This window comes from Rhizobium aethiopicum, assembly GCF_014197535.1.
In the GTDB taxonomy this organism is placed as follows: Bacteria; Pseudomonadota; Alphaproteobacteria; order Rhizobiales; family Rhizobiaceae; genus Rhizobium; species Rhizobium aethiopicum_A.
The window spans coordinates 1-22,117 of record NZ_JACIFV010000042.1; the positions used below are offsets into that span (position 1 = coordinate 1).

General features: G+C 61.7%; 21 protein-coding genes and 1 pseudogene. 16 read left to right on the top strand and 6 right to left on the bottom strand.

What is annotated here, in order from left to right:
- The 15 genes from GGD53_RS29910 to GGD53_RS29980 form a co-directional block, all read left to right on the top strand.
- A partial coding sequence (locus GGD53_RS29910; protein WP_210303392.1) for an electron transfer flavoprotein subunit alpha/FixB family protein occupies nucleotides 1-177 on the top strand: 177 nt, incomplete at its 5' end.
- 15 nt (nucleotides 178-192) lie between these two features.
- Entirely contained in the window at nucleotides 193-885 is a 693-nt protein-coding gene (locus GGD53_RS29915) for a dimethylsulfonioproprionate lyase family protein (RefSeq protein WP_184460334.1), read from the top strand.
- 93 nt (nucleotides 886-978) lie between these two features.
- Nucleotides 979-2,106 (top strand): S-(hydroxymethyl)glutathione dehydrogenase/class III alcohol dehydrogenase, encoded by a 1,128-nt coding sequence (locus tag GGD53_RS29920; RefSeq protein ID WP_184460335.1) that lies wholly within the window; start codon nucleotides 979-981, stop codon nucleotides 2,104-2,106.
- A 2-nt stretch (nucleotides 2,107-2,108) separates the two neighbouring features.
- Nucleotides 2,109-2,945, top strand: coding sequence for an S-formylglutathione hydrolase (gene fghA / locus GGD53_RS29925; RefSeq protein WP_184460336.1), 837 nt, complete (start codon nucleotides 2,109-2,111; stop codon nucleotides 2,943-2,945).
- A 50-nt stretch (nucleotides 2,946-2,995) separates the two neighbouring features.
- Nucleotides 2,996-3,568 carry an S-(hydroxymethyl)glutathione synthase gene (gfa, locus tag GGD53_RS29930; protein WP_184460337.1) on the top strand — a complete coding sequence of 191 codons (573 nt, stop codon included), beginning with the start codon at nucleotides 2,996-2,998 and terminating at the stop codon, nucleotides 3,566-3,568.
- Between the two features lie 390 nt (nucleotides 3,569-3,958).
- On the top strand, nucleotides 3,959-4,675 hold the full coding sequence (locus tag GGD53_RS29935) for a GntR family transcriptional regulator (RefSeq protein WP_184460338.1): 717 nt from the start codon (nucleotides 3,959-3,961) through the stop codon (nucleotides 4,673-4,675).
- Nucleotides 4,672-5,583 carry a dihydrodipicolinate synthase family protein gene (locus GGD53_RS29940; protein ID WP_184460339.1) on the top strand — a complete coding sequence of 304 codons (912 nt, stop codon included), beginning with the start codon at nucleotides 4,672-4,674 and terminating at the stop codon, nucleotides 5,581-5,583. Before GGD53_RS29935 ends, GGD53_RS29940 begins: the two co-directional genes overlap by 4 nt.
- Nucleotides 5,576-7,093, top strand: coding sequence for an aldehyde dehydrogenase (locus tag GGD53_RS29945; RefSeq protein WP_184460340.1), 1,518 nt, complete (start codon nucleotides 5,576-5,578; stop codon nucleotides 7,091-7,093). Before GGD53_RS29940 ends, GGD53_RS29945 begins: the two co-directional genes overlap by 8 nt.
- A complete protein-coding gene (locus GGD53_RS29950; RefSeq protein WP_184460341.1) occupies nucleotides 7,090-8,436 on the top strand; it encodes an NAD(P)/FAD-dependent oxidoreductase in 1,347 nt (448 codons plus the stop codon). Before GGD53_RS29945 ends, GGD53_RS29950 begins: the two co-directional genes overlap by 4 nt.
- A gap of 78 nt (nucleotides 8,437-8,514) precedes the next feature.
- Nucleotides 8,515-9,366: a glycine betaine ABC transporter substrate-binding protein gene (locus tag GGD53_RS29955; RefSeq protein ID WP_184460342.1), complete on the top strand. Its 852-nt coding sequence runs from the start codon at nucleotides 8,515-8,517 to the stop codon at nucleotides 9,364-9,366.
- Between the two features lie 83 nt (nucleotides 9,367-9,449).
- Nucleotides 9,450-10,541 (top strand): quaternary amine ABC transporter ATP-binding protein, encoded by a 1,092-nt coding sequence (locus tag GGD53_RS29960; RefSeq protein WP_184460343.1) that lies wholly within the window; start codon nucleotides 9,450-9,452, stop codon nucleotides 10,539-10,541.
- 18 nt (nucleotides 10,542-10,559) lie between these two features.
- Nucleotides 10,560-11,408 carry an ABC transporter permease gene (locus GGD53_RS29965; protein ID WP_184460344.1) on the top strand — a complete coding sequence of 283 codons (849 nt, stop codon included), beginning with the start codon at nucleotides 10,560-10,562 and terminating at the stop codon, nucleotides 11,406-11,408.
- Entirely contained in the window at nucleotides 11,405-12,256 is an 852-nt protein-coding gene (locus GGD53_RS29970; RefSeq protein ID WP_184460345.1) for an ABC transporter permease, read from the top strand. Before GGD53_RS29965 ends, GGD53_RS29970 begins: the two co-directional genes overlap by 4 nt.
- Before the next feature lie 16 nt (nucleotides 12,257-12,272).
- A complete protein-coding gene (locus GGD53_RS29975) occupies nucleotides 12,273-13,271 on the top strand; it encodes a 4-hydroxyproline epimerase (RefSeq protein ID WP_184460346.1) in 999 nt (332 codons plus the stop codon).
- Nucleotides 13,272-13,300: 29 nt separating this feature from the next.
- On the top strand, nucleotides 13,301-14,314 hold the full coding sequence (locus tag GGD53_RS29980) for a GlxA family transcriptional regulator (protein ID WP_184460361.1): 1,014 nt from the start codon (nucleotides 13,301-13,303) through the stop codon (nucleotides 14,312-14,314).
- A 13-nt stretch (nucleotides 14,315-14,327) separates the two neighbouring features.
- On the opposite strand, the pseudogene GGD53_RS29985 reads toward GGD53_RS29980, so the two are convergent.
- From GGD53_RS29985 to GGD53_RS29995, 3 genes and pseudogenes are all read right to left on the bottom strand, one after another.
- A pseudogene (locus tag GGD53_RS29985) lies at nucleotides 14,328-15,607 on the bottom strand (M24 family metallopeptidase).
- Nucleotides 15,608-15,654: 47 nt separating this feature from the next.
- The gene (locus GGD53_RS29990; RefSeq protein WP_432443176.1) at nucleotides 15,655-16,743 is read right to left on the bottom strand and encodes an FAD-binding oxidoreductase; all 1,089 of its coding nucleotides are present in this window, start codon (nucleotides 16,741-16,743) and stop codon (nucleotides 15,655-15,657) included.
- Nucleotides 16,733-17,986, bottom strand: coding sequence for an aromatic ring-hydroxylating oxygenase subunit alpha (locus GGD53_RS29995; RefSeq protein WP_184460347.1), 1,254 nt, complete (start codon nucleotides 17,984-17,986; stop codon nucleotides 16,733-16,735). Before GGD53_RS29995 ends, GGD53_RS29990 begins: the two co-directional genes overlap by 11 nt.
- Nucleotides 17,987-18,097: 111 nt before the next feature.
- Here GGD53_RS29995 and GGD53_RS30000 point away from each other — a divergent pair, with 111 nt between their 5' ends.
- Nucleotides 18,098-18,985, top strand: coding sequence for a LysR substrate-binding domain-containing protein (locus GGD53_RS30000; protein WP_184460348.1), 888 nt, complete (start codon nucleotides 18,098-18,100; stop codon nucleotides 18,983-18,985).
- Between the two features lie 15 nt (nucleotides 18,986-19,000).
- On the opposite strand, the gene GGD53_RS30005 is transcribed toward GGD53_RS30000, so the two are convergent.
- The 3 genes from GGD53_RS30005 to copC all read right to left on the bottom strand — a co-directional run bounded on the left by GGD53_RS30005 (nucleotide 19,001) and on the right by copC (nucleotide 22,076).
- Entirely contained in the window at nucleotides 19,001-20,653 is a 1,653-nt protein-coding gene (locus GGD53_RS30005) for an acyltransferase (protein WP_184460349.1), read from the bottom strand.
- 167 nt (nucleotides 20,654-20,820) lie between these two features.
- Nucleotides 20,821-21,714: a copper homeostasis membrane protein CopD gene (gene copD / locus GGD53_RS30010; RefSeq protein ID WP_184460350.1), complete on the bottom strand. Its 894-nt coding sequence runs from the start codon at nucleotides 21,712-21,714 to the stop codon at nucleotides 20,821-20,823.
- Nucleotides 21,711-22,076 (bottom strand): copper homeostasis periplasmic binding protein CopC, encoded by a 366-nt coding sequence (copC, locus tag GGD53_RS30015; protein WP_184460351.1) that lies wholly within the window; start codon nucleotides 22,074-22,076, stop codon nucleotides 21,711-21,713. The genes copD and copC overlap by 4 nt, the downstream gene beginning before the upstream one ends.
- Nucleotides 22,077-22,117: the final 41 nt, after the last annotated feature.

The following is a 22,117-nucleotide window of genomic DNA, read 5'->3' on the forward strand; positions in this document are numbered from 1 at the left end:
GATCTCTATATCGCCTGCGGCATCTCCGGCGCCATCCAGCATCTGGCCGGCATGAAGGATAGTAAGGTGATCGTCGCCATCAACAAGGACGAGGAAGCGCCGATCTTCCAGGTCGCCGACTATGGCCTCGTCGCCGATCTCTTCGACGCCCTGCCGGAATTGCAAAAGGCGCTCTGAGCGAGGAGACCGAACGTGGCGCGTGTGGTGAGACGTCCAATCAGACCTGGTGCCGACCTTCTCCTGAACGATGAGGAAAAGCCGGCTTATATCAGGCTGCACGACCTCGGAAGGGAAAGGCGTCCTCGGCCGCTGCAGGAATTTCTCAACGATATCGGCGGGCTGATGCTGTCGGCCGACGCCCCTGCCGTTGCCAGTTTCGTTGCCGGCAAGGTGCTGCAGAGGCTGCTCAAGACAGGCAAGGTGCGGCCGGAGGGCGACCCTCTTCCAGGTGTGCCCGGAGGGCTGGATGACGCCATCGGCGAGCTGGCAAAATCCGGCCGAAAATATGAGGCGATCGCGGGCCAGTTCAAAAGTCTCGCCGACAAGCTGCTGTGGAGGCGTGGCCGGACCGGCCCCTTTGCAAGCCTGAATTTCGGCAACACCCACTCCCACGCCGTCCTGGTCGGTCCGGGCGGCCTGGAGGAGCGGGCGGATCTAAGAGTGGGCGTGATCTATATGGATCGCTACACCCGCTTTCCCGATCATGTTCAGACGCAGCCACGTGCCTTCATTCTGCTGTCGCCGGGGGAAATCTGCCTTGGCGATTCCCAATGGTTTTCCGCCGCGACCGGAACCGTCTTCGCGAACGATGCGGGGCAATCCTTCGCGATAAGATGTACCGCCCAGCCGCTCCTCGCGGTCTGGTGTCAAGTCGAGCCGGGATGACGGAGGTGAGACCGAAGAAAGTCGTTCCGATCTTTCTGCCGTATCTCAGCATATCTAACACCGAAATTGAATTTAATAGGGAAGGATTATCAAATGGACGTTCGCGCCGCTGTAGCCGTTCAGGCCGGAAAGCCGCTTGAAGTGATGACCGTGCAGCTGGAGGGGCCGAAGGCCGGCGAAGTACTGGTGGAGGTCAAGGCGACCGGCATCTGCCATACCGACGATTTCACCCTGTCGGGCGCCGATCCGGAAGGCCTGTTTCCGGCCATCCTCGGCCATGAGGGCGCCGGCATCGTCGTCGATGTCGGTCCGGGTGTGACCTCGGTCATGAAGGGCGACCATGTCATTCCGCTTTATACGCCGGAATGCCGCGAGTGTTATTCCTGCACGTCGCGCAAGACCAATCTCTGCACCTCGATCCGCGCCACCCAGGGCCAAGGCGTGATGCCGGACGGCACCTCGCGCTTCTCGATCGGCAAGGACAAGATCCATCACTATATGGGCTGCTCGACCTTTTCCAATTACACGGTGCTGCCGGAGATCGCGCTTGCCAAGATCAATCCCGACGCGCCCTTCGACAAGGTCTGCTACATCGGCTGCGGCGTCACCACCGGCATCGGCGCCGTCATCAACACCGCCAAGGTCGAGGTCGGATCGACGGCGATCGTCTTCGGTCTCGGCGGCATCGGCCTGAACGTCTTGCAGGGGCTGCGCCTGGCCGGGGCCGACATGATCATCGGCGTCGATATCAACCCGGATCGCAAGGCCTGGGGCGAGAAGTTCGGCATGACGCATTTCGTCAACCCGAAAGAGGTCGGCGACGACATCGTTCCCTATCTGGTCAACATGACCAAGCGCAATGGCGACCTGATCGGCGGCGCCGACTACACCTTCGACTGCACCGGCAACACGAAGGTGATGCGCCAGGCGCTGGAAGCTTCGCATCGCGGCTGGGGCAAATCGGTCATCATCGGGGTGGCCGGCGCCGGCCAGGAAATCTCGACGCGGCCGTTCCAGCTGGTCACCGGCCGCAACTGGATGGGCACCGCCTTCGGCGGCGCGCGCGGCCGCACCGACGTGCCGAAGATCGTCGACTGGTACATGCAGGGCAAGATCCAGATTGATCCGATGATCACCCACACCATGCCGCTCGAAGACATCAACAAGGGCTTCGACCTGATGCACAAGGGCGAAAGCATCCGCGGCGTGGTGGTCTACTAAGAATGAAAATGATCGCGACCGATAAGTCTTACGGCGGCACTCAGGGCGTCTACGTGAAACGCTCCGAGGCCTGCGATTGCGACATGACCTTCGCGGTGTTCGTGCCGCCGCAGGCAGCCGCGGGCAATCTGCCGGTTCTATGGTATCTGTCCGGCCTGACATGCACGCATGCCAATGTCATGGACAAGGGCGAGTATCGGCGGGTTGCCGCCGAACTCGGTCTCGTCATCGTCTGCCCGGATACCAGCCCCCGCGGTGACCACGTTCCCGATGAGCCCGACAACTGGCAGTTCGGCAAGGGAGCGGGCTTTTACGTGGACGCCACCGAGCCGCCCTATTCGGCGAATTATCGCATGTACAGCTATATCGTCGACGAGCTGCCGCGGCTCCTTGCTGCGGAATTCCCGGTCGACATGGACCGTCAGGGGATCTTCGGTCACTCGATGGGCGGACACGGCGCGATCACGATCGCGCTCAAAAACCCGGACCGCTTCCGCAGCTGCTCGGCCTTTGCGCCGATCAGCCATCCTTCGGTCTCCGGCTGGTCGAAGCCGGCCCTGCGGAAATATCTCGGCGCCGATGAGGCGACCTGGCGGGCCTATGACGCCTGCTCGCTGATCGAGGACGGGCATCGCTTCCCCGAACTGCTCGTCGACCAGGGAACGGTGGATAGCTTCCTCGAAGACGGATTGCGCCCCGACGAGCTGAGACAAGCCTGCGAGGCGGCTGATATCAACCTCAAGCTTCGCATGCAGGAAGGCTACGGCCATTCCTACTTCTTCATTTCGACATTCATGGAAGACCATCTGCGCTGGCATGCGCAGAAGCTGACAAACTAGTTGCAGAGCTCGGCCGGGCATTTCGCAAACGGCCAGGGAGGAGAGAAGCAATGACCAGCATAGCCATACATCCGGCAGTGGATTCGGGCTTTCGAGCGACTGACGCTGCTTTCGCAGGCGGAACGCTTGTCTGCAACTGCACGAGCAATCCGGTCAAAGTGAGGATCAAAGGTGACATCGCGCACAACCACGTCTGCGGCTGCACCAAGTGCTGGAAGCCGAAAGGCGCCGTCTTCTCGGTTGTGGCCGTAGCGCCGACCGAAAGCGTCGAGGTGCTGGAAAACGGCGACAAGCTCGCTGTCGTCGATTCAGCCGCCTTGATTCAGCGGCATGCCTGCAAGGAGTGCGGGGTGCATATGTACGGGCCGGTCGAGCGCGAACATCCTTTCCAGGGATTGTCCTTCGTCCATCCGGAGCGCTTCCAGGAGGGCGGCTGGGCAAAGCCGACTTTTGCGGCCTTCGTATCGTCGATCATCGAAAGAGGCTTCGATCCCTCGAAGATGGACGCCGTCAGGGCGCAGTTGAAAGCATCGGGCCTCGAGCCCTATGATTGCCTCTCGCCCGGCCTGATGGACTATATCGCCACCTGGACCGCCAAGAAGAGCGGCGCCCTAGCCGCGTAATTTTTCGGGGGGCGCCGAACAGGCGCTCCCCGGATGCCGCCGCCATCCGCATGTCGGAACCTCCAGCGATGGCCGGCGCTTGCGGCTCTTGAAGCCCGATGATCGATCTCGGCCGGAGCCAAGCCCACCGACCTACCACGAGAATGCATGAGACGAACTCCGCGGAGGCTGCCTCCGGCGGAGCTTTTGTCGTGCCCGTCACTTCCAAAATTAGCAGCGGCATCAAGCGTCCATCGGTGAAAAGGGTCTTCCTACCGTGGCTCTCAAACGCCCCGTCGATTGTGTAATCAACAAATTTTTAATGTGTACATAGAGTACACAATTATTGACTGTGACCGGGCGGCGTGTCATCTTTCCCAGCGTAGAGCAACAAACGGCCGGAGATCGACGATGGCGAAGACACCGAAGAGCAATCTCTACGAAGACCTGAAACGCCAGATTCTGACGATGGAGCTGGATCCGGATGCCGATCTGGACGAAGCCAGTCTGAGCGAGAAGTACGGGCTGTCGCGCACCCCGGTGCGGGACATATTCCGGCGCCTTGCCGGCGAGGGCTATATCGACATCCGCGAGAACAGGGGTGCGCGGGTCATTCCCATGAACCACTCGACGCTGCGCAATTTCTTCCTTGTCGCGCCTATGATCTATGCGGCGATCGGCCGCCTCGCCGTGCAGAACTTCAAGCCCGCGCAGCTTGTCGACCTGAGGCAGACCCAGGAACGGTTCCGGGCCGCCAGCGAGACCAAGGACCCGCTGGCGATGGTTCTGGAGAACAATCGCTTTCATGAAATCTTCGGTGAGATGTCGGGCAACGACTATCTGCAGCCGAGCCTCGGACGGCTGCTCATCGACCACGCGCGCATCGGCCACACCTTCTTCCGGCCGAGAAACGATGACATGCGGCGGCGGCTGCGAATTGCCGTCGACCATCATGACGGCTTCATCGAGGCTCTCGGCGCTCACGACGAGAGCGCCGTCGTCGACCTCGTCTTCGAACACTGGGAACTGTCTCGCGAGAACATGGAGATGTTCATCGCCCCGCAAGGCCTCAAGGCGGATGCCCATCTCGGCGGTCCGGCCACGCAATTATTGGAGAAGTCATCGTGAAATTTGAGGGGATCTATACGCCGGCGGTGACGCCGTTCGATAAGAACGGGCAGATCGACCGGGCCGGGTTTGCCGCCGTGCTCGAGTCGCTGATCGAGGCGGGCGTTCACGGCATCATCGTCGGCGGCTCGACGGGCGAATACTACGCTCAGAGCAGCCAGGAACGTTACGAACTCGCGGCCTATGCGAAGGAGGTGATCGGGACGCGGCTGCCGCTCATCATCGGCACCGGCGCCACGCGGACCGAGGATTCGGCCGAATACGCCAAATCGGCAAAGGAAATCGGCGCTGATGCGATCCTGGTATCGTCACCGCCCTATGCGCTGCCGACCGAACGCGAAAACGCCGTCCACGCCCTGACGGTCGATCGCGCCGCGAACCTGCCGATCATGCTCTACAACTATCCTGCCCGGATGGGTGTGGTGATGGGCGAGGAGTATTTTTCCCGCGTCGGCAAGTCGAAGAACGTCGTCGCCATCAAGGAAAGCTCCGGCGACATGGGCAATCTTCACCTGCTCGCCCGGAGGTTCCCGCACATCTCGCTCTCCTGCGGCTGGGACGACCAGGCGCTCGAATTCTTCGCATGGGGTGCGAAGAGCTGGGTTTGCGCCGGCTCCAATTTCCTGCCGCGTGAGCATGTCGCCCTCTATGAGGCCTGCGTCGTCGAGAAGAACTTTGACAAGGGCCGGGCGATCATGAGCGCGATGCTGCCGCTGATGGATTTCCTCGAATGCGGCAAGTTCGTCCAGTCGATCAAGCACGGCTGCGAGATCATCGGCCTGAAGGCCGGCCCGGTACGCGCGCCGCTGCGCGGACTGAACTCCGAAGAGAAAAGAACCCTTCAGACCGTCGTTTCCACGTTGAAGCGCACGGTCGGCCAGATCACGTCGGGAGTCAACCATGCATGAACCCTTGACCGCAGCCGAATACAAGGCGATCGCCGCCGGTCTTCAACTTCCGACGAATGCCTTCATCGATGGCGCGTTCCGTCCGGCAAATTCCGGCAAGACCTTCACCTCCACCAACCCTGCGACAGGCGAGGTCCTTGCCGAGATCGCAGCCTGTGATTCCAGCGACGTCGATTTCGCCGTCGAAAAGGCGAGGCAAGCGTTTGACGACGGTCGCTGGCGGCATCTCTCCCCGGGCGAGCGCAAGGAAGTGTTGCTGAAGCTCGCCAAGCTCATGGAGCAGAACAGGCACGAACTCGCCGTTCTGGAAAGCCTCGACAGCGGCAAGCCGGTGCGCGAATGCCAGACGGTCGACGTTCCCGATACCATTCACACGATCCGCTGGCACGCCGAACTCATCGACAAGATCTACGACAACACCAACAATGTCGGCGCCAATGCGTTGGCCATGGTGGTGCGCGAGCCGATCGGCGTCGTTGGCTGTGTTTTGCCGTGGAACTTCCCGCTGCTGATGCTGGCCTGGAAGATCGGCCCGGCGCTCGCCGCCGGCTGCTCGGTCATCGTCAAGCCGGCGCAGGAAACGACGCTCACGACGCTGCGCGTCGCCGAGCTTGCCCATGAGGCAGGTATTCCGGCTGGTGTGTTCAACGTCGTTACCGGCTCCGGCCGGGAGGTCGGCGAACCGATCGGCCTGCACATGGACGTCGATATGGTGGCCTTCACCGGGTCGACGCCGACCGGCCGCCGCTTCCTGCGTTATGCCGCCGACTCGAACCTCAAGAAGGTCGTGCTCGAATGCGGCGGCAAGAATCCGGCGGTGGTGCTGGCCGATGCCGAAGACCTCGATCTCGTCGCCGAGCAGGTGGTCAACGGCGCCTTCTGGAACATGGGCGAGAACTGCTCGGCCACGTCGCGCCTGATCGTCCATGCCAGCATTAAGGACGAACTGCTGCAGCGTATCGGCGCCTATATGCGCGAATGGAAGACGGGCGATCCGCTGAACCCGGAAAACCGTATCGGTGCACTCGTCAGCAAGACCCATTTCGAGAAGGTGAAATCCTTCCTCGATGACGTGAAGACCGAAAAACTCTCGCTCGCCCATGGCGGTGAGACTTATGAAGGGGTCTTCATCGAGCCGACGGTGGTCGATGGCGTCACGCCGAAGAGCCGGCTGTTCCAGGAGGAAATTTTTGGCCCCATCCTTTCGGTCACCACCTTCGAAAACCTGGCCGAGGCCACCGCACTTGCCAATGACACCAATTACGGCCTGACCGCGTCGATCTATACCGGCAGTCTGCGCAACGCGATCCGGCTCTCCCGCGACATTCGCGCCGGCCTCGTCACCGTCAATTGCTTCGGTGAGGGCGATGCCTCGACCCCCTTCGGCGGCTACAAGGAGTCCGGTTTCGGCGGTCGCGACAAGTCGGTCTTCGCCCACGACAATTATTGCGAGCTCAAGACCATCTGGATCGACATATCCGAACGGTCGGTCGACGAGACGATCCGATGACTCCTCATGTGATCAAGCACCTGCCGATCGATACCGGCGTTTCGGGATGGGAGGCGACCAGCGAACGCGCCTTTCCCGTAACGGCGCTTGAGCACGACATTACCGCCGACTGGCTGATCATCGGCGGCGGATTTGCCGGTCTGTCGGCGGCGCGCCGCCTCTCGCAGTCGCGGCCCCAGGACAAAATCGTCATCCTGGAGGCCCGCGAACTCGCCAAGGGTCCGGCCGGAAGGAATTCCGGCTTCATGATCGACGTGCCGCATAATCTGTCGTCGGGCGAGTATTCGGTCGCCGACGAAGCAGCGACGAAGGACGAGATTCGCCAGAACCGTCTGGCGATCTCCTTTGCCGCCGACGCCGCAGCCGAATACGGCCTGTCCGCAGAGACCTTCGATCCGGCGGGCAAGGTGAATGCCGCGGCTTCCGAGCGGGGGCTGGGGCTCAACGACAACTACCGGAAGTCGCTCGAAAAGATCGGCGAGGAACATCGCGTTCTCGACGCCGATCAGATGCGGGAGATGACAGGCTCGCGTTACTATCTCGGCGGGCTCTATACGCCCGGTGCCGTGATGATCCAGCCAGCCGATTATATTCGCGGCCTGGCACGCGGGCTTTCCTCGAAAGTCACGATTCACGAGCATTCGCCGGTTCTGGAGCTTGCGCGCGACGGCCGAACCTGGCGGGCAAAGACCGCGCGTGGTTCCGTTTCTGCGCCCAAGGTCATTCTGGGTGTAAACGGCCATATTCAGAGCTTCGGCCACTTCCGGGGCCGGCTGATGCACATCTTCACCTATGCGTCGATGACATCGGCCTTTTCCCAGAACGAATTCGGCGGCGATGTCACCGGCGTCGATCGATGGGCGCTGCTGCCGGCCGATCCGATGGGCGCAACGGTGCGCAAGATCACCAAGAACGGGCTTTCGCGAATCGTCGTCAGGACCAGGTTCACCTACGACCCGAGCCTCAAAGTATCGGAGAAGCGGGTCGCCGGCATTGCGGCCGAACAGCGCCGCTCGTTCGATGTCCGGTTCCCCGGGCTGGAGCGCCTTCCGATGGAGTACAGCTGGGCGGGTGCACTCTGCCTCAGCCGAAACCATGTGCCGGCGTTCGGTGAAGTCGAGGAAGGGCTCTTTTCCGCTTGCTGCGAAAACGGTCTCGGCACCGTCAAGAGCACCTTTGCCGGCATGATGGCCGCAGATCTTGCGACGGGAGCCGCAAGCCCCGAGCTCGACACATACAAGAACCAGCCGGAACCGACGAAATTGCCGCCCGAGCCCATCGCATGGCTCGGCATCAACTCGGTCATCCGCTTTCAGGAATTGCGAGCCGGCCGCGAGGGATGATCCCTCGGTCGGCGCAATATGAAGACTGCCGTCCGCAGGCTTCAATGAGAATGGGAACGAAAACCAGGAGTAACAACAATGAAGACTTTGTGGAAGGCGCTCTGCGCCGCTGCGGTGATCGGGATGAGTATTCTGCCCGCCGGTGCGGAAGAGAAGACGATTAATTTGGGCACGATGGCGTGGGAAGACCTGACGCCCATCACCGGCATCACCAAGAAGGTTCTCGAAGACGCCGGCTACACCGTGAAGGTGACCGAGTTCTCCGAATGGGGCATCGCCTATGCCGCTCTCGCCAAGGGCGATATCCAGGCTCTGACCTCGCAGACCGACTACGTGGCCCAGGACTATTGGGACAAGAACAAGAACCGTCTCGAAAAGATTTCGCCGGTGTCGCACGGCCTCTATCAGGGCGTCGCTGTTCCGAAATATGTTCCGATCGACTCGCTCGAACAGCTCAATGAAAACGCCGACAAGTTCGGCGGCAAGATCATCGGCATCGAACCGGGCGCCGGCCTGATGCGCGATACGGCGAATGCGGTCAAGGATTACGGCCTCAAGCTCCAGCTCGTCGAAGGCAGCACGGCCGCGATGACGGCGGCGCTGAAGTCCGCCTATGATCGCCAGGAGTGGATCGCGGTGACGATCTGGGAGCCGTCGTGGATGGTCCAGAAGTACGAGGTCAAGTACCTGAAGGATCCGAAGGGCGTCTTCCCGCCCCCGCAGAGCTACTACTGGATCGGTCACAAGGGCTTCTCCGAAGAATATCCGCATGCCCGCGAAGTCATGGCCAGCGTCTACGTGCCGATCGCCGACATCACCACCATCAACGGTGAAGTCAAGGATGGCAAGACAATGGACCAGGCCGTGCAGGATTGGATCGGCGCTCACGCCGACCTGATCAAGCGTTGGGAAAACATCAAGAAGAAGTGAGCACCTCGTGGCCGCCCGAGCCGTCGGGCGGCCATCTTGAAACCTAATGAGAAGCCAGCGTCATTGGCTCAAAGGGGATCGCCATGAAAACCGTCAATATCGATGCCAAGGATGTCCTGATCGACTGCCAGTCCCTTTGGAAGGTCTTCGGGGGCAAGTCCGCTGCGGCGATGAAGTCGATCAAGGAGCGTGGTCTCGGCAAGAAAGAGGTCCTGCAGGAGTTCAATTGCGTCGTCGGCGTCTCCGATGCGAGCATTCAGGTGCGGCGCGGCGAAATCTTCTGCATCATGGGACTCTCGGGAAGCGGAAAATCGACGCTCATTCGCCTGCTCAACAAGCTGATTACGCCGAGTTCCGGCAAGGTTCTCGTCAAGGGGCGCGACCTCGCCAGCCTGTCGCCGGTCGATCTCCGGCAGATGCGCGCCAAGAATATCGGCATGGTGTTTCAGAGCGTCGCTTTGCTGCCGCACCGGACAGTTCTGGAAAATGCGGCCTTCGGCCTCGAGGTCCAGGGAATTGCAAAGGCGGAGCGAAACAAGACCGCCGCCGCCGCCCTCGAGAAAGTCGGCCTCGCCGACTGGGTGAGCCGCTATCCCAATGAGCTTTCCGGCGGCATGCAGCAACGCGTCGGGCTGGCCCGCGCCCTTGCCTCCGACCCCGAGATCATTCTGATGGACGAGCCGTTCAGCGCGCTCGACCCGCTGATCCGGCGCCAGCTTCAGGATGAATTCCGCCAGCTGACGAAAGCGCTCGGCAAGTCCGCGGTTTTCATTACCCATGATCTCGACGAGGCGATCCGCATTGGCGACCGCATCGCCATCATGAAGGACGGCGTCATCATCCAGACCGGCACGGCTGAAGAAATCATCCTCAACCCGGCCGACGCTTATGTGGCCGAGTTCGTCGCCGGCATATCCCGCCTGCATCTGATCAAGGCGCATTCCGTCATGCGCAGCGTTGCCGAATTTCAGCAGAGCGCTGCGAATTCGGATATAGCGTCGCTGGCGCGCACGACGCCGGACGCCGACATCGACGAGCTCATCTCTTTGACGATGCAGTCGGACCGCGACGCCATAGCCGTTGTGGATAATGATCGGGTTGTCGGCGTGGTTACACCGCGCAGCCTCTTGATGGGTGTCAAGGGAACCTCCGCCCCCGATCTGACGGCGGCGTGACCCAGGGAGCTGATTGACATGGACAGTTCAGCCTTCACCGACCTTTTCGACGAATGGACGGACTCCGCGCTCGAATGGGTGAGCGACAACGGGGAATTCCTGTTCGACTATATCAGACAGCTTCTTGAGGGTCTCTATGATGGGATTCTCTGGCTCCTGGAGCTTCCGCCGTTTTACGTGGTCGCCCTGATCGTGGCGCTGATCGGTTGGCGGGTGGTCAATGTCTGGTTCGCGCTCCTCAGCGGCGTCGCGCTGGCGCTCTGCTTTTCGATGGGACTGTGGCCGGAGACGATGAGCACGCTGGCTCTGGTCCTGACTGCCACCACGATCGCCTTGGCGATCGGCATTCCGATCGGCATTGCCGCCGGCTTCTTCACGGCTCTCGATCACTTCATGGAGCCGGGCCTCGATCTCATCCAGACGATGCCGCCGTACATCTATCTGCTGCCGGCGATTGCCTTGCTCGGCTACGGGCCGGCGACGGCGCTGATCGCCACGGTGATCGTCGCCGTGCCGCCGGCCATCCGCCTGACCTCTCTCGGCATCCGCATGACGCCCAAGGAATTCATCGAGCTCGGCGAGGCGCTGGGAATGACGCCGGGGAAGATGTTCTTCAAGATCCGTCTTCCCTTTGCACTGCCGAGCATCATGGCGGGCATCAACCAGAGCCTGATGATGGCTTTCGGTATGGTCGTCATCGCCGGCATCGTCGGCTCCGGCGGGCTCGGAGAGACGATCTATGGCGCGATCAGGACGCTCGATATCGCGACCTCGATCAATGCCGCGATCGCAATCGTGGTACTGACCATGGTGATTGACCGGATAACCCAGAGTGCTGCCCGCCTGGGAACAGGGAGGAAGTCATGAATCCTGCGGACCTGCAGTTTTCGCCGGGCGCTTTCCTGGCCCCGGCCGTCGATTGGCTCAACACCAATCTTCATCCGCTGTTTGCGGCCATCAGCACCGTGGTCGAAACGGTCCTGTCGGCAATCGAAGCTGCACTCCTCTTCGTGCCGCCTTATGCTCTGATCGCCATCATCGTCCTGCTGGCATTCTTCGCCGTCAGCCTGCGCGCCGCCATCCTCGCCGGCCTTTGCCTCGGCTTCTGCCTTCTTGTCGGGCTGTGGACGGCGTCGATGCAGACGCTTTCGCTGGTGACCGTCGCCGTCGCGATTTCCGTTCTCATCGCCTTCCCGATCGGTGTGCTTTGCTCGCGCTACAAGACATTGGAGGCTGTGGTGCGCCCGGTTCTCGACGTGATGCAGACCGTGCCGCCATGGGTCTATCTCATTCCGGCGGTGATGATCTTCAGCCTCGGGCGCGTGCCGGCCATCATCGCCACGATCGTCTACGGCATTCCGCCGATGCTGCGCCTGACGACGCTGGCCTTTAACCAGGTGCCGAAGGTATTCATCGAGCTCGGCAGCGCCATCGGCGCACCGCCTCGCTCGATCCTCTGGAAGATCGAAATGCCGCTCGCCAAGCAGACGCTGCTCGTCGGCCTCAATCAATGCATCCTTCTGTCGCTTGCGATGGTGGTGCTCGCCGGCCTCGTCGGCGCCGGCGGTCTCGGCGCGGAAGTGACGCGGGGCCTGACGCGCATGGAGATGGGGCTCGGCCTCAGAGCAGGCTTGGCGATCGTCGCAGTCGCTCTTCTGCTCGACCGACTGTCCCGCGGCCTGCTCGACCGCGACAGGATACCGAAGGCGAGATGAGGAGGGAGGGTAGAGGATGAGAAACAGCTTCTTCTGCATTGATGCGCATACTTGCGGTAACCCTGTTCGTCTCGTCGCCGGCGGCGGCCCGTTGCTGCCGCATGCGCCGATCAGCGAGCGCCGGGAGATTTTCGTCCGCGACCATGACTGGGTGCGCAAGGCGCTGATGTTCGAGCCGAGGGGGCATGACATCATGTCGGGTTCGATCATCTATCCCGCCTATCGGCCCGATTGCGACTTCGCCGTGCTGTTCATCGAGGTAAGCGGCTGCCTGCCGATGTGCGGCGCCGGCACCATCGGCACCGTGACCGCCGCGATCGAGGAAGGGCTGATCAAGCCGCGCGAGACTGGAAGGGTCGCGATCGAAACGCCGGCGGGCAGGGTCGACGTCACCTATGAGGAGAAGGATGGATATGTCGATTCCGTCCGTCTCCACAATGTCGCGAGCTATCTTCATGACGCCGATGTCGCGGTGGATGTGCCCGGAATAGGTCGCCTGCGCGTCGATATTTCCTATGGCGGCAACTATTATGCAGTCGTCGAGCCGCAGGAGAACTGGAGCGGGCTCGACGGCATGAGCGCATCCGATATCGTCGCCTGCAGCCAGAGGCTCAGGCATGCGCTTGCCGGTGTCTGCAATCCCGTTCATCCCGATGATGCCAGGATATCGGGCGTGCATCACGCGATCTGGTGCGATCGTCCCGTCAACGACGTGTCGGACGGGCGCTGCGCGGTCTTCTACGGCGAGAAGGCGATAGATCGCTCGCCGGGCGGTACCGGCACATCGGCGCGCATGGCGCAGCTGCATGGAAAGGGACGACTTACCGTCGGGTCGAGCTACCGTCATGAAAGCCTGATCGGAACCATCTTCGAGGGCCGTGTGGAGGCCGAGGCAAACATCGGGCCTTATCGCGGCATCCTCCCGAGCATCGGAGGCTGGGCGCGGGTCATCGGCCACAACACCATTTTTGTTGACGACCGCGATCCGCTGGCGCACGGTTTTCAGATCAGATGAGCGCGTTCAGGAACGGTGATGAGATGAATATGCGACCTGGGCAGCATCGGCAGGCAGACGGCGCCGCGAAACCCACCGCCCGGCTCAAGGTTGGATTCGTTCTGTCGCGGTCGTTCACGCTGTCCGCCTTCGCGCTGTTCGTGGATACGCTGCGGCTTGCCAGCGACGAGCAGGACCGTTCCGGAAGAGTACTTGCCGACTGGCAGGTGATCGGCAGCACGCGGCACCTGATCACTTCGAGCTGCGGCGTCCAGGTCGCTCCGACGTCGGACTTCGTCGATCCCGCACGCTTCGACTATATCGCCGTCGTCGGCGGCCTTCTGAGCGTGGAGAACCCCGTCGACCAGCAGACCATCACCTTCCTCAAGCAGGCGGATGCCAAGAAGGTGCCGCTGATCGGCGTGTGCACCGGTACGTTCATCCTTGCCGCGGCGGGGCTGATGAAGCGGCATGAATCCTGCGTCAGCTGGCTGCATTACAAGGAGTTCCGCGAGCGGTTCCCCGAACTCAGCGTTCGCTCCGACCGGCTTTTCAATCTCGATCGCCAGCGCGGATCCTGCGCCGGCGGCAGCAGCAGTGCCGATATGGCGGCGCTGCTGGTCAGGAAATACATCAGCCGCGATGCCGAACGGAATGCGCTTGAAGTGCTGCAGATCGAGAAGGCCCGCGCTCCGGCCGACATTCAGCCCCGGCGTCCGCTCTACGACGATTATGACGATGCCCGCGTCAAGGCGGCGATGATTACCATGGAGCAGTTCGTCGACGGCAGCATGCCGATCGAGAAGCTTGCCGCCATGGTCGGGCTCTCCAGGCGGCAGCTGGAGAGGATCTTCATCGAGAAGACCGGTATGTCGCCCGCCAAGGCCTATAATCGCGTCCGCATGGAACGGGCAAAATCGATCCTCGCCCAGTCGAAGGCGCCGCTGATCGAGATCGCGCTCGATGTCGGCTTTGAAAACGCCTCGCAGTTCACGAGAACGTTCAAGCGCACATTCGGGCAGACGCCCTCGCAGCATCGCGCCGCGGCTTTGAGAGCGCACTGAACGCAGCAACCTTTCAGATCTCTTCCCAGGGAAAGCTGTCCAGCCGCTCCGCGCCCGTCGCTGTGACCAGGGCCTGGGTTTCCAGCTTGATGCTTTCGGAGCCGGCCTCGGCGATCAGGCTTTCGACGTTCAGCACCATGCCTTCCTCGATGATGCCGGTGAAATCGGGATCGAAATCCGGATGCAGCAGCACTCCCGGCCACTCATCCGCCATGCCGGTTCCGTGCAGGGCGAGGGTGTAGCGATAGGCTGGTATTTCTCAGGAATCTGCCACGACAGCTCGTTGAATTCGCCGAAGGTCATTCCCGGCCGAATGACGGAAAGATTGTGCTCGATCTGAGCCCTGGCTGCGGCGTAAAGCGCCTTCTGCTTGGCGTTCATGGCGACATGGCCCGCCGTCCATGAGCGCGAGAGATCCGCGCAATAGCCGTAGGGGCCGATCATGTCGGTATCGAAGGAGATCATCTCGCCGCGCTTGACGACATAGTCCGAACATTCCTGATACCAGGGATTGGTTCTCGGACCCGCGGTCAGCAGCTTGGTTTCAAGCCACTCGCCGCCGCTGCGCGCATTTTCGAAGTGCAGCTCGGCCCAAATCTCGCGCTCGGTGCGGCCGGGCTCGGAAATCTCGTACATCCGCGCCATGCCGGCTTCGCAGACGCGGATCGTCCACCGCATCAGCTCGATTTCCTCGGCGCTCTTGATCGACCGCGCCCGTTCGGCCAGTTCCTGGCCGTCGAGCAGCGTCAATCCGCGTTCTCTGAGTTCGAAAGCGCCCGCCGGCTCGAGCCGGTCCACCGCGATGCGCCTGTTGCCGCCATCGCCGGTGGCAAGGGCGGTGATCTCGTCGGCCCAGGCTTTCATGCGCGGCTCCATCAGGTTTCCCGCCGTGAAGAATATCCACGACTTCGCCGGCCGGACCTCGTCGATGCCGGGCAGCCCGTCATTGACGTGTTCGGCGCCTTCGAATTCGAACAGGATCGCCGGGCCATCGGCGAGGATCAGGGCGTAGCGCGACGGATTGTGCATCGTCCATATGCTCATATTCGACGAGTCGAAAGCATATCGGATGTTGACGGGATCGTAGAGCAACAGGGCGCCGCAATCCCATTCACGCATCTTCAAGCGCAGCCGCTCCAGCCGGTAGCGGCGCGCCCGGTCGAGCGTTGCGGCCGGCACGGGGCTGATCAAAGGCCGGTCAGCTCCCTCTGGATTGAGATAGGCCTGCTTTCTCTCGTCCTTGAAAACCGTCGAGCCGGACGGCTCGGTGGAACAGCTTTCGTCTCGCAGCATCCGAGGCAATCCTTCCTGTCCGTGAATGGGGGTGGGGTGAGCGACGCTCAGCGCTCGATGACGAGATCGCTGAGCGGCTTGGAGCAGCAGGGCAGGAAGAAGCCGGCGTCGATCTCGCGTTGCCGGATACCGCCCTTATGGTTCATCTCCACCGAGCCGGAGACAAGCTTCGACTTGCAGGTCCCGCAGACCCCGTTCGAACACGAGGAGGGCAGGCGGACGCTGCCTCTCTTTGCCGCGGCAAGCACGGTCTGGTCTGTTGGGACTTCCAAGGTCTTGTTCTGTTTCGCGAATTCGACCTGGAAAGTCCTCGCCGCCGGCTGTGCTTCGACGTCGAGGCCCGGCTCGTCGATGACCGCGGCGTCGAAGCTCTCTTCGATATAGTTTTCTGCCGGGACGCCCAGAGCCGCCGTGATCGAACGCGCCGCCGCCATGAACGGCGCGGGACCGCAGCACATGACGACGCGTTCGGCGATGTCGGGAACGGCAAGCTTGAGGAATTCCGGCGAGATCCGGCCGGTCAGCCCTGGCCATGATAATTCGCCGGCGACCGTCTCGGGAAGAAATTGGAGACGCAGTCCCTTCATCCTCGCTGCGAGCCCCGAAAGGTCGTGGCGAAAGATCAGATCGGCAGGCGTTCTCGCCGCGTGCAGGAAGACGATGTCCGACGCTTCGTAGCGGTCTGCCAGGTCACGTGTGATCGACATGACAGGCGTGATGCCCGAACCTCCGGAGAGGAGCAGAAGCTTGATCTTCTCGCCCTTGGGCCGGATGAAATGACCAAGCGGTCCCTGACCCTTGACGGTCATGCCTGGCGCCATGTGGTCGTGGAGCCAGTTCGATATCCTGCCGCCGGGAACACGCTTGACCGTCACCGTAAAGGCATTGCTTCGATGGGGCGACGACGAGATGCTGTAGCACCGCGCCTCGCCATCCGAACCGCTGGGGAAGTCGAACAGAAAGTACTGGCCGGCATCGAAGTGGAAATGCTTGCCTTCGGGAGACGCGAACGTGAAGCTTTTCACGTCATGCGTCTCCTGATGGACGTCGAGACAGACGAGGGTCTCGTCAGTCTCCGGATCCCAGACCTGCTGCGCGCTCTGACCTAGACGCATGGATGTGAGATCAATACCCATGGGCGCGCATCCGGTCGATGTACCAGGTGGCGAACTTGTCGAGGTTCGTCTCGGAGAAGCGGGAATAGGGCCCCGGCTGATAAGCGGGATCGAGAGCGCCGGCATGGGAACGGGCGACGAGGTCGGCGTCCTGATCCGTCGTTGCGACCCAGACATCCGTCAGCTTGTCGAGATCGTAATCGACCCCTTCGACGGCATCTTTGTGGACCAGCCATTTGGTGCGGACCAGCGTCTTGCCCGCCGAAAGCGGGATGACGGTTGCGACGACTGCATGGTCGCCCATGAAGTGGTTCCAGCTGTTATGACCCCAGAGATGCGTGTCGCCGAGATCCTTGCGGGTGATGTGACCGAGCAGCTTGGAGGATCCGGCGGTGGCATCGGGGGTCTGGGATTCGCCGGCGCCTGCTATGATCAGCCGCTGCGTGCGGAAGTTTGTGGCGCAGTCGGTGAGCTGCTCGATGGCAGCCGAGGGGAAACCGTCGGCCTCCCATGCCTGCGTGCGTTCCTCGTAAAGGCGGAAATGCTCCTCTGCCTGCTCACGGTCTTCCGGGCTCAGCGTTTCAGGGTCGAAGCCGAAGTCGAGATCGACGAAGGAGACGCAGAGCTCCGGGTGGTTGGCGGAGCAATGGTAGCATTCGCGATTGTTTTCCATCGTCAGCTTCCAGTTGCCGTCCTCGACGACGTCGGTCTGGTGGGCGATCTTGGCGTTGCGGATGTCGTAGGGAGCGAGACGCTCGACCATCGCCTGTTCGAGGCCGGCAATGTCCTCGGGCGGATTGTCGGAGAGGCAGACGTAGATCAGCCCGCCGATCGATTTGAAGGTAACCGGCTTCAGGCCGTGACAGTCCTTGTCGAAATCCTTGCCCATATGAGGGGCGTAGCTGAGTTCGCCCGTCAGCTCATAGGTCCAGGTGTGGTAGGGGCAGACGAGCTTCGAAACGATCGTCTTGCCCGGATTGAGAAGGCGGGAGCCGCGATGGCGGCAGACATTGTGCAGGACGCGAATTTCGCCGTCGTCGTCGCGCAGGAGGATCAGGCTCGTCTTGCCGATATCGATCACCGTGGCGTCGCCGGGTTCGGGAACGTCGCAGTCGAGGCCGACGCAGATCCAGTGCTTGTGGAAGAAGACGTCGATGTCAGCTTCGAACACATCTTCCCTGGTGTAAAGGCCGGCCGGCAGCGAATGGCCGTCGGCACGGGCTTCGAGAAGGGCCGAAATCGAAGATGGAAGCCTATTTAGCATGAGAACCTCTTATGTGAGAGTTTCCCTAGATTGCCCTTGCAGTTACAGGGTTTCAACGGCATAAAAAATCAAGCTCGCATAAGTTTTTATCATGCGAAAAGAGGTTTGAAGATGCAGTTCCGAAAACGGCTCCCGTCGCTGACGGCACTGGTGACGCTGGAAGCGGTTCTGCGCAGGAAGAGCTTCACCACGGCCGCGACCGAGCTCGGCGTCACCCAGGCCGCGGTCAGCCGCCAGATCGCCTTGCTGGAAGAGGAACTCGGCCAGCCGCTGTTCCTGCGCAAGCACCGGGCGATTGAGCCGACGGCAGCCTGCGTCAGCCTCGGCGCGACGCTCGCCAAGAGTTTTGCCGATATCGCCGAAAGCGTGGAGGCGATCCAGTCGCGCAGCCAGGACGTGGTGACGATCGGGGCGACCGTCGCCTTCTCGTCCTTCTGGCTGCTGCCGCGGCTCGCCGAATTCCGCCGGGCGAATCCCGGAATTCTGGTCCGGGTGATATCCCAGGACAGTCCGATTGCGCTCGACGGCGGAGAGGTCGATGTGGCGATCCGCTACGGCCTGCCTCCCTTCAGCGATGGAACCGTCATCGCCTCGCGCAGCGACGTCATCTCCCCCGTCTGCTCTCCGGATTATCTCAGGCGTCGGGGAGATGGTCCGCTCGGCCCAGCGGACGAATTCATCGAAACGGATGTTGTCGACCGTTCCTGGTACAACTGGTCGCAATGGGTTTCGCTGACCGGCTCCAGTATCGAGGTCAAGCCGTCGCTGCGGTTCAACCATTATACCGAGAGCATCGCGGCGGCGCGCGCCGGGCAGGGGATTGCGCTCGGATGGCGCCTGCTGGTCGGCACCTTTCTCGAGGACGGGACGCTGGTGCGCGCTGGGGATAGCGAGCTTGCCGCAGAGGGGCGTTACAACGTGATCGTGCCCGTCAAAGCCAAGCGCAGCAATGCTCGCGACCTCGCCGCCGCCTGGCTGACGGGGTCGCTGCACGGTTGATCGGAAAAGCCAAGGTTACAGACCCAACCCGGGCGTTGCCGTCCGGTGCACGCCTTTGGGAACGAACGCGAAGCGATCTGCCAAGCCGAGGAAATCGGCGGCCAAGTGAATGACCGAAAGCCACATTTCCGTGCCCTGCAGGCTGGGTTCACCGCCGTCGGCAAAAGGAAATCCCTCGCCGTCCCGCCATCTGTCCCGCGCCCTTGAGATGAGATTGCGCGCAATCGCCTCCCCATCGGCTCTCCTGTATTCGGTTTGGCGGGCAATCAGTAGCAGAGGGTGGATCGTATCGAGCAGGTTGCAGGCATTGTATTTCTCCGCAACGAAACCTTTGTGATTGCGATAGTTCAAGTGAATCGTTTCGAGTGCGGCATGCGGGTGCGGAAGCGCAACGCCGAATTGGGCATAGGTGCCGCGCGTCAGCCGATAAAAGCCGTTCACCGGCTGCAGCCATCCCTCCAGCGCTGTCGGCTCGCCCCAAAGGCCGGAGACGCCGTCGGCATGCCGGCTCAGCCACTCGAAGAGCGCCTGCCGCGGATGCCGAATGCCGAAATACTTCGCATTGAAGTACATAGCGGTGCCGATGGCATCAACGACGCTGCCGGCGTGCCATGCCCTGCTTTGCCATGGCAGCGCGCTGAGCCATCGGTCGAGGTCCTGAGCGTCGAGCCGAACGGCCTGGACAGGGTGCCGCGGGCTGGAGCCGAGCAGCTCCAGCGCATATCCAACCGAAAGGATGTTGTAGAGCGCCTTCGGATCATCCCTCAGGGCTTTGTCCGGCACGCGCGCATGCTCTTCCGGGAAAAGGCCGGTCGCCGGTTCCTGGAGATCTTGGAGACGTTCGATGGTCTCCGACGGATCGATGTCCGGCGGCACGTGGCCGAAGCCGGCGGCAATTTCGATCGCGTCGCACAGATGCCGGATCGCCGGCCGCCTGATGCCGTCCGCTTCCAGCGATTCATAATTTCCCTGGGTTTTCCAACGCGCAAGAATATCCGGCCATTGTTCTTGTGCCTTCTGCCCGAGCTTGAGCAATTGATCTTCGGTGTTGCCCGTGCCCGATTTTTCGGCGGCCGAACCCCGGCTTCGCAACACCCGGGCGGGAACGCCGCCGGCAATCGCCATGGCGGGAATATTGCCGGTCACGACCGCCCCGGCAGCGATCACGGCGCCATTTCCGATCATCGTGCCATCGAGGATCACGCAATTGGCGCCGATCCACACATCGTCGCCGATCGTGATGCCGATGCTGACGACGCCCTGGCGGTGTATCGGCAGATCAGGATCGTCGAAGCCATGGTTGAAGCCGACGATCGATGCATGCGAGGCAATCCTCACCCCATTGCCGCACGTCACCTTGCCGGAAACGCAGGCATAGGGATTGACGGAACAATCATCGCCTAGGATCACTTCGCCGCGCACGAGCGCGTGGCCCGCAATCCACGACCGCTCGCCCATCGTCAGGCTTTCGGTGAAGATTGCGGCATTCTCGGCGATGTAGGACGTCTCGGCCAAAGCTGCACCGCATGACCGCCGAAGCTCCGCCTTGCGAGAAAGATACGCGGGATGATGAAGATCCGATGGGATGCGTTCCCAGGGGAGATATTGCAGCCTGCGCGCTTCCTTATCCTCGCTCGCCGGTGCTTGCGGGCTATTGGCGTGATCCATCCTGTTCCTCATTCTCAGGTTCGGTCGCCGAAGACTCGTTTATGTCAAGCGATCCATCTCCTAGCGGTATCAGACGCCGTGAGCGGTTCGAAAGCAAGATGCAGAGAATGGGCCGGTCGCTGGCCGTTTGCCTCGATGCGGTCGTTGCGCCATGCCTCCAGCGTGACTTACATGGCAACCGGCTCAAGCATGCCGAACCATGCCACCAGACCGACGACCGCAAGCGCCAGGACGATTTCGACAACGGTTCCGATCCTGAGTGCCGTCACAGCTCCATGAGACCAGGAGAGTTTTGGTACGAGCACATACCTGTGGAGGATCGCCAGTCCGATCATCGACAGGACGAGCAGGATCTTCAGGGAAAGCAGAAGCTGATAGGTAACGGACCAGTCGAGCGGGAAACCGCCGATGATCAGGAACATGTTGGCGACTCCGGAGATCAAAACCGCACCGACTGCGACGTGGCCTGCCGTGGAGAAACGGACGAGCGCCGTCGTCGCGTCGCGGCCGGCCTGGCGATCTGACAGCAGCGGCAAAATGAACGCGACCGGGATCAGCGCCCCGAACCAGGCGCCTCCCGCCAGGACATGGACGATATCGTTGCCCCGATGCAGTGCGCGAAGCCAGCCGGTGTTCATGGCGGCATGGCCGCTCGCGGCAAGACCGGCCAGCAGGAATCCCGCGGCGACCGTCATGGTAGCGGCCCGCAATCGCATGGGCGTCGCGACGTGTGCGAGCAAAAGCGCAGCGGTTCCCGCCGCCTGCCATATCCACGCCGTGCCGATCGCGGTGTCGGAAAGAACATCCAGCATTGCGCTGAAATCAAATGCCTGCGCCCAGTCTTCACTGAGGATCGCGGACCTGAACGGGAGAGCAACGATCGTTGCGGCGACGATGCTGCCGAGGGCAAGGGCTCGAAGCCAATATTGCCGTGCCCAGATATTCCCGGAAAGGGAAGCGGGAACGAGCAGCCACAGATATGCGGAGCTGCCCCACAGATACAGGGCAGCGACGTCCAGGAAAAAGCGGCAAGCGCTATAGACTGTCTCGGGCGTGATCACGGCTTGACGGTGAAGATATAGCTGCCGCTGGTCTTATGTCCGTCGGTCGAAAGCACATGCCAGTCGACGGTGTAGTCGCCTGGTGCCAGCGTTGTGGGAACCGGAACCGTCAGAACCTTGCCATCGTCCTTCAGCCCGGCTTCGCCAAGCTTGATGTCCTTCTTGCCCGGGTCTGTGACCTTTACGCCGCTGAACTTGAGATCGAGTTCCTCGGTGAAAGTCAGGTCGAGTTCGCCGGGAGAGATGACGGACGCCTTCTCCGCCGGGCTCGAAGTTTTCAGGTGGGCGTGAGCCAAGGCCTGGCCGGCGGCCACGGCCGTCACGATCAGTGCGATGGAAGCGATGCGGGGGAGTTTCGACATAGTCATCTCATCTGTTTCCTTTGAAGTTGCCAGTTGGAGCG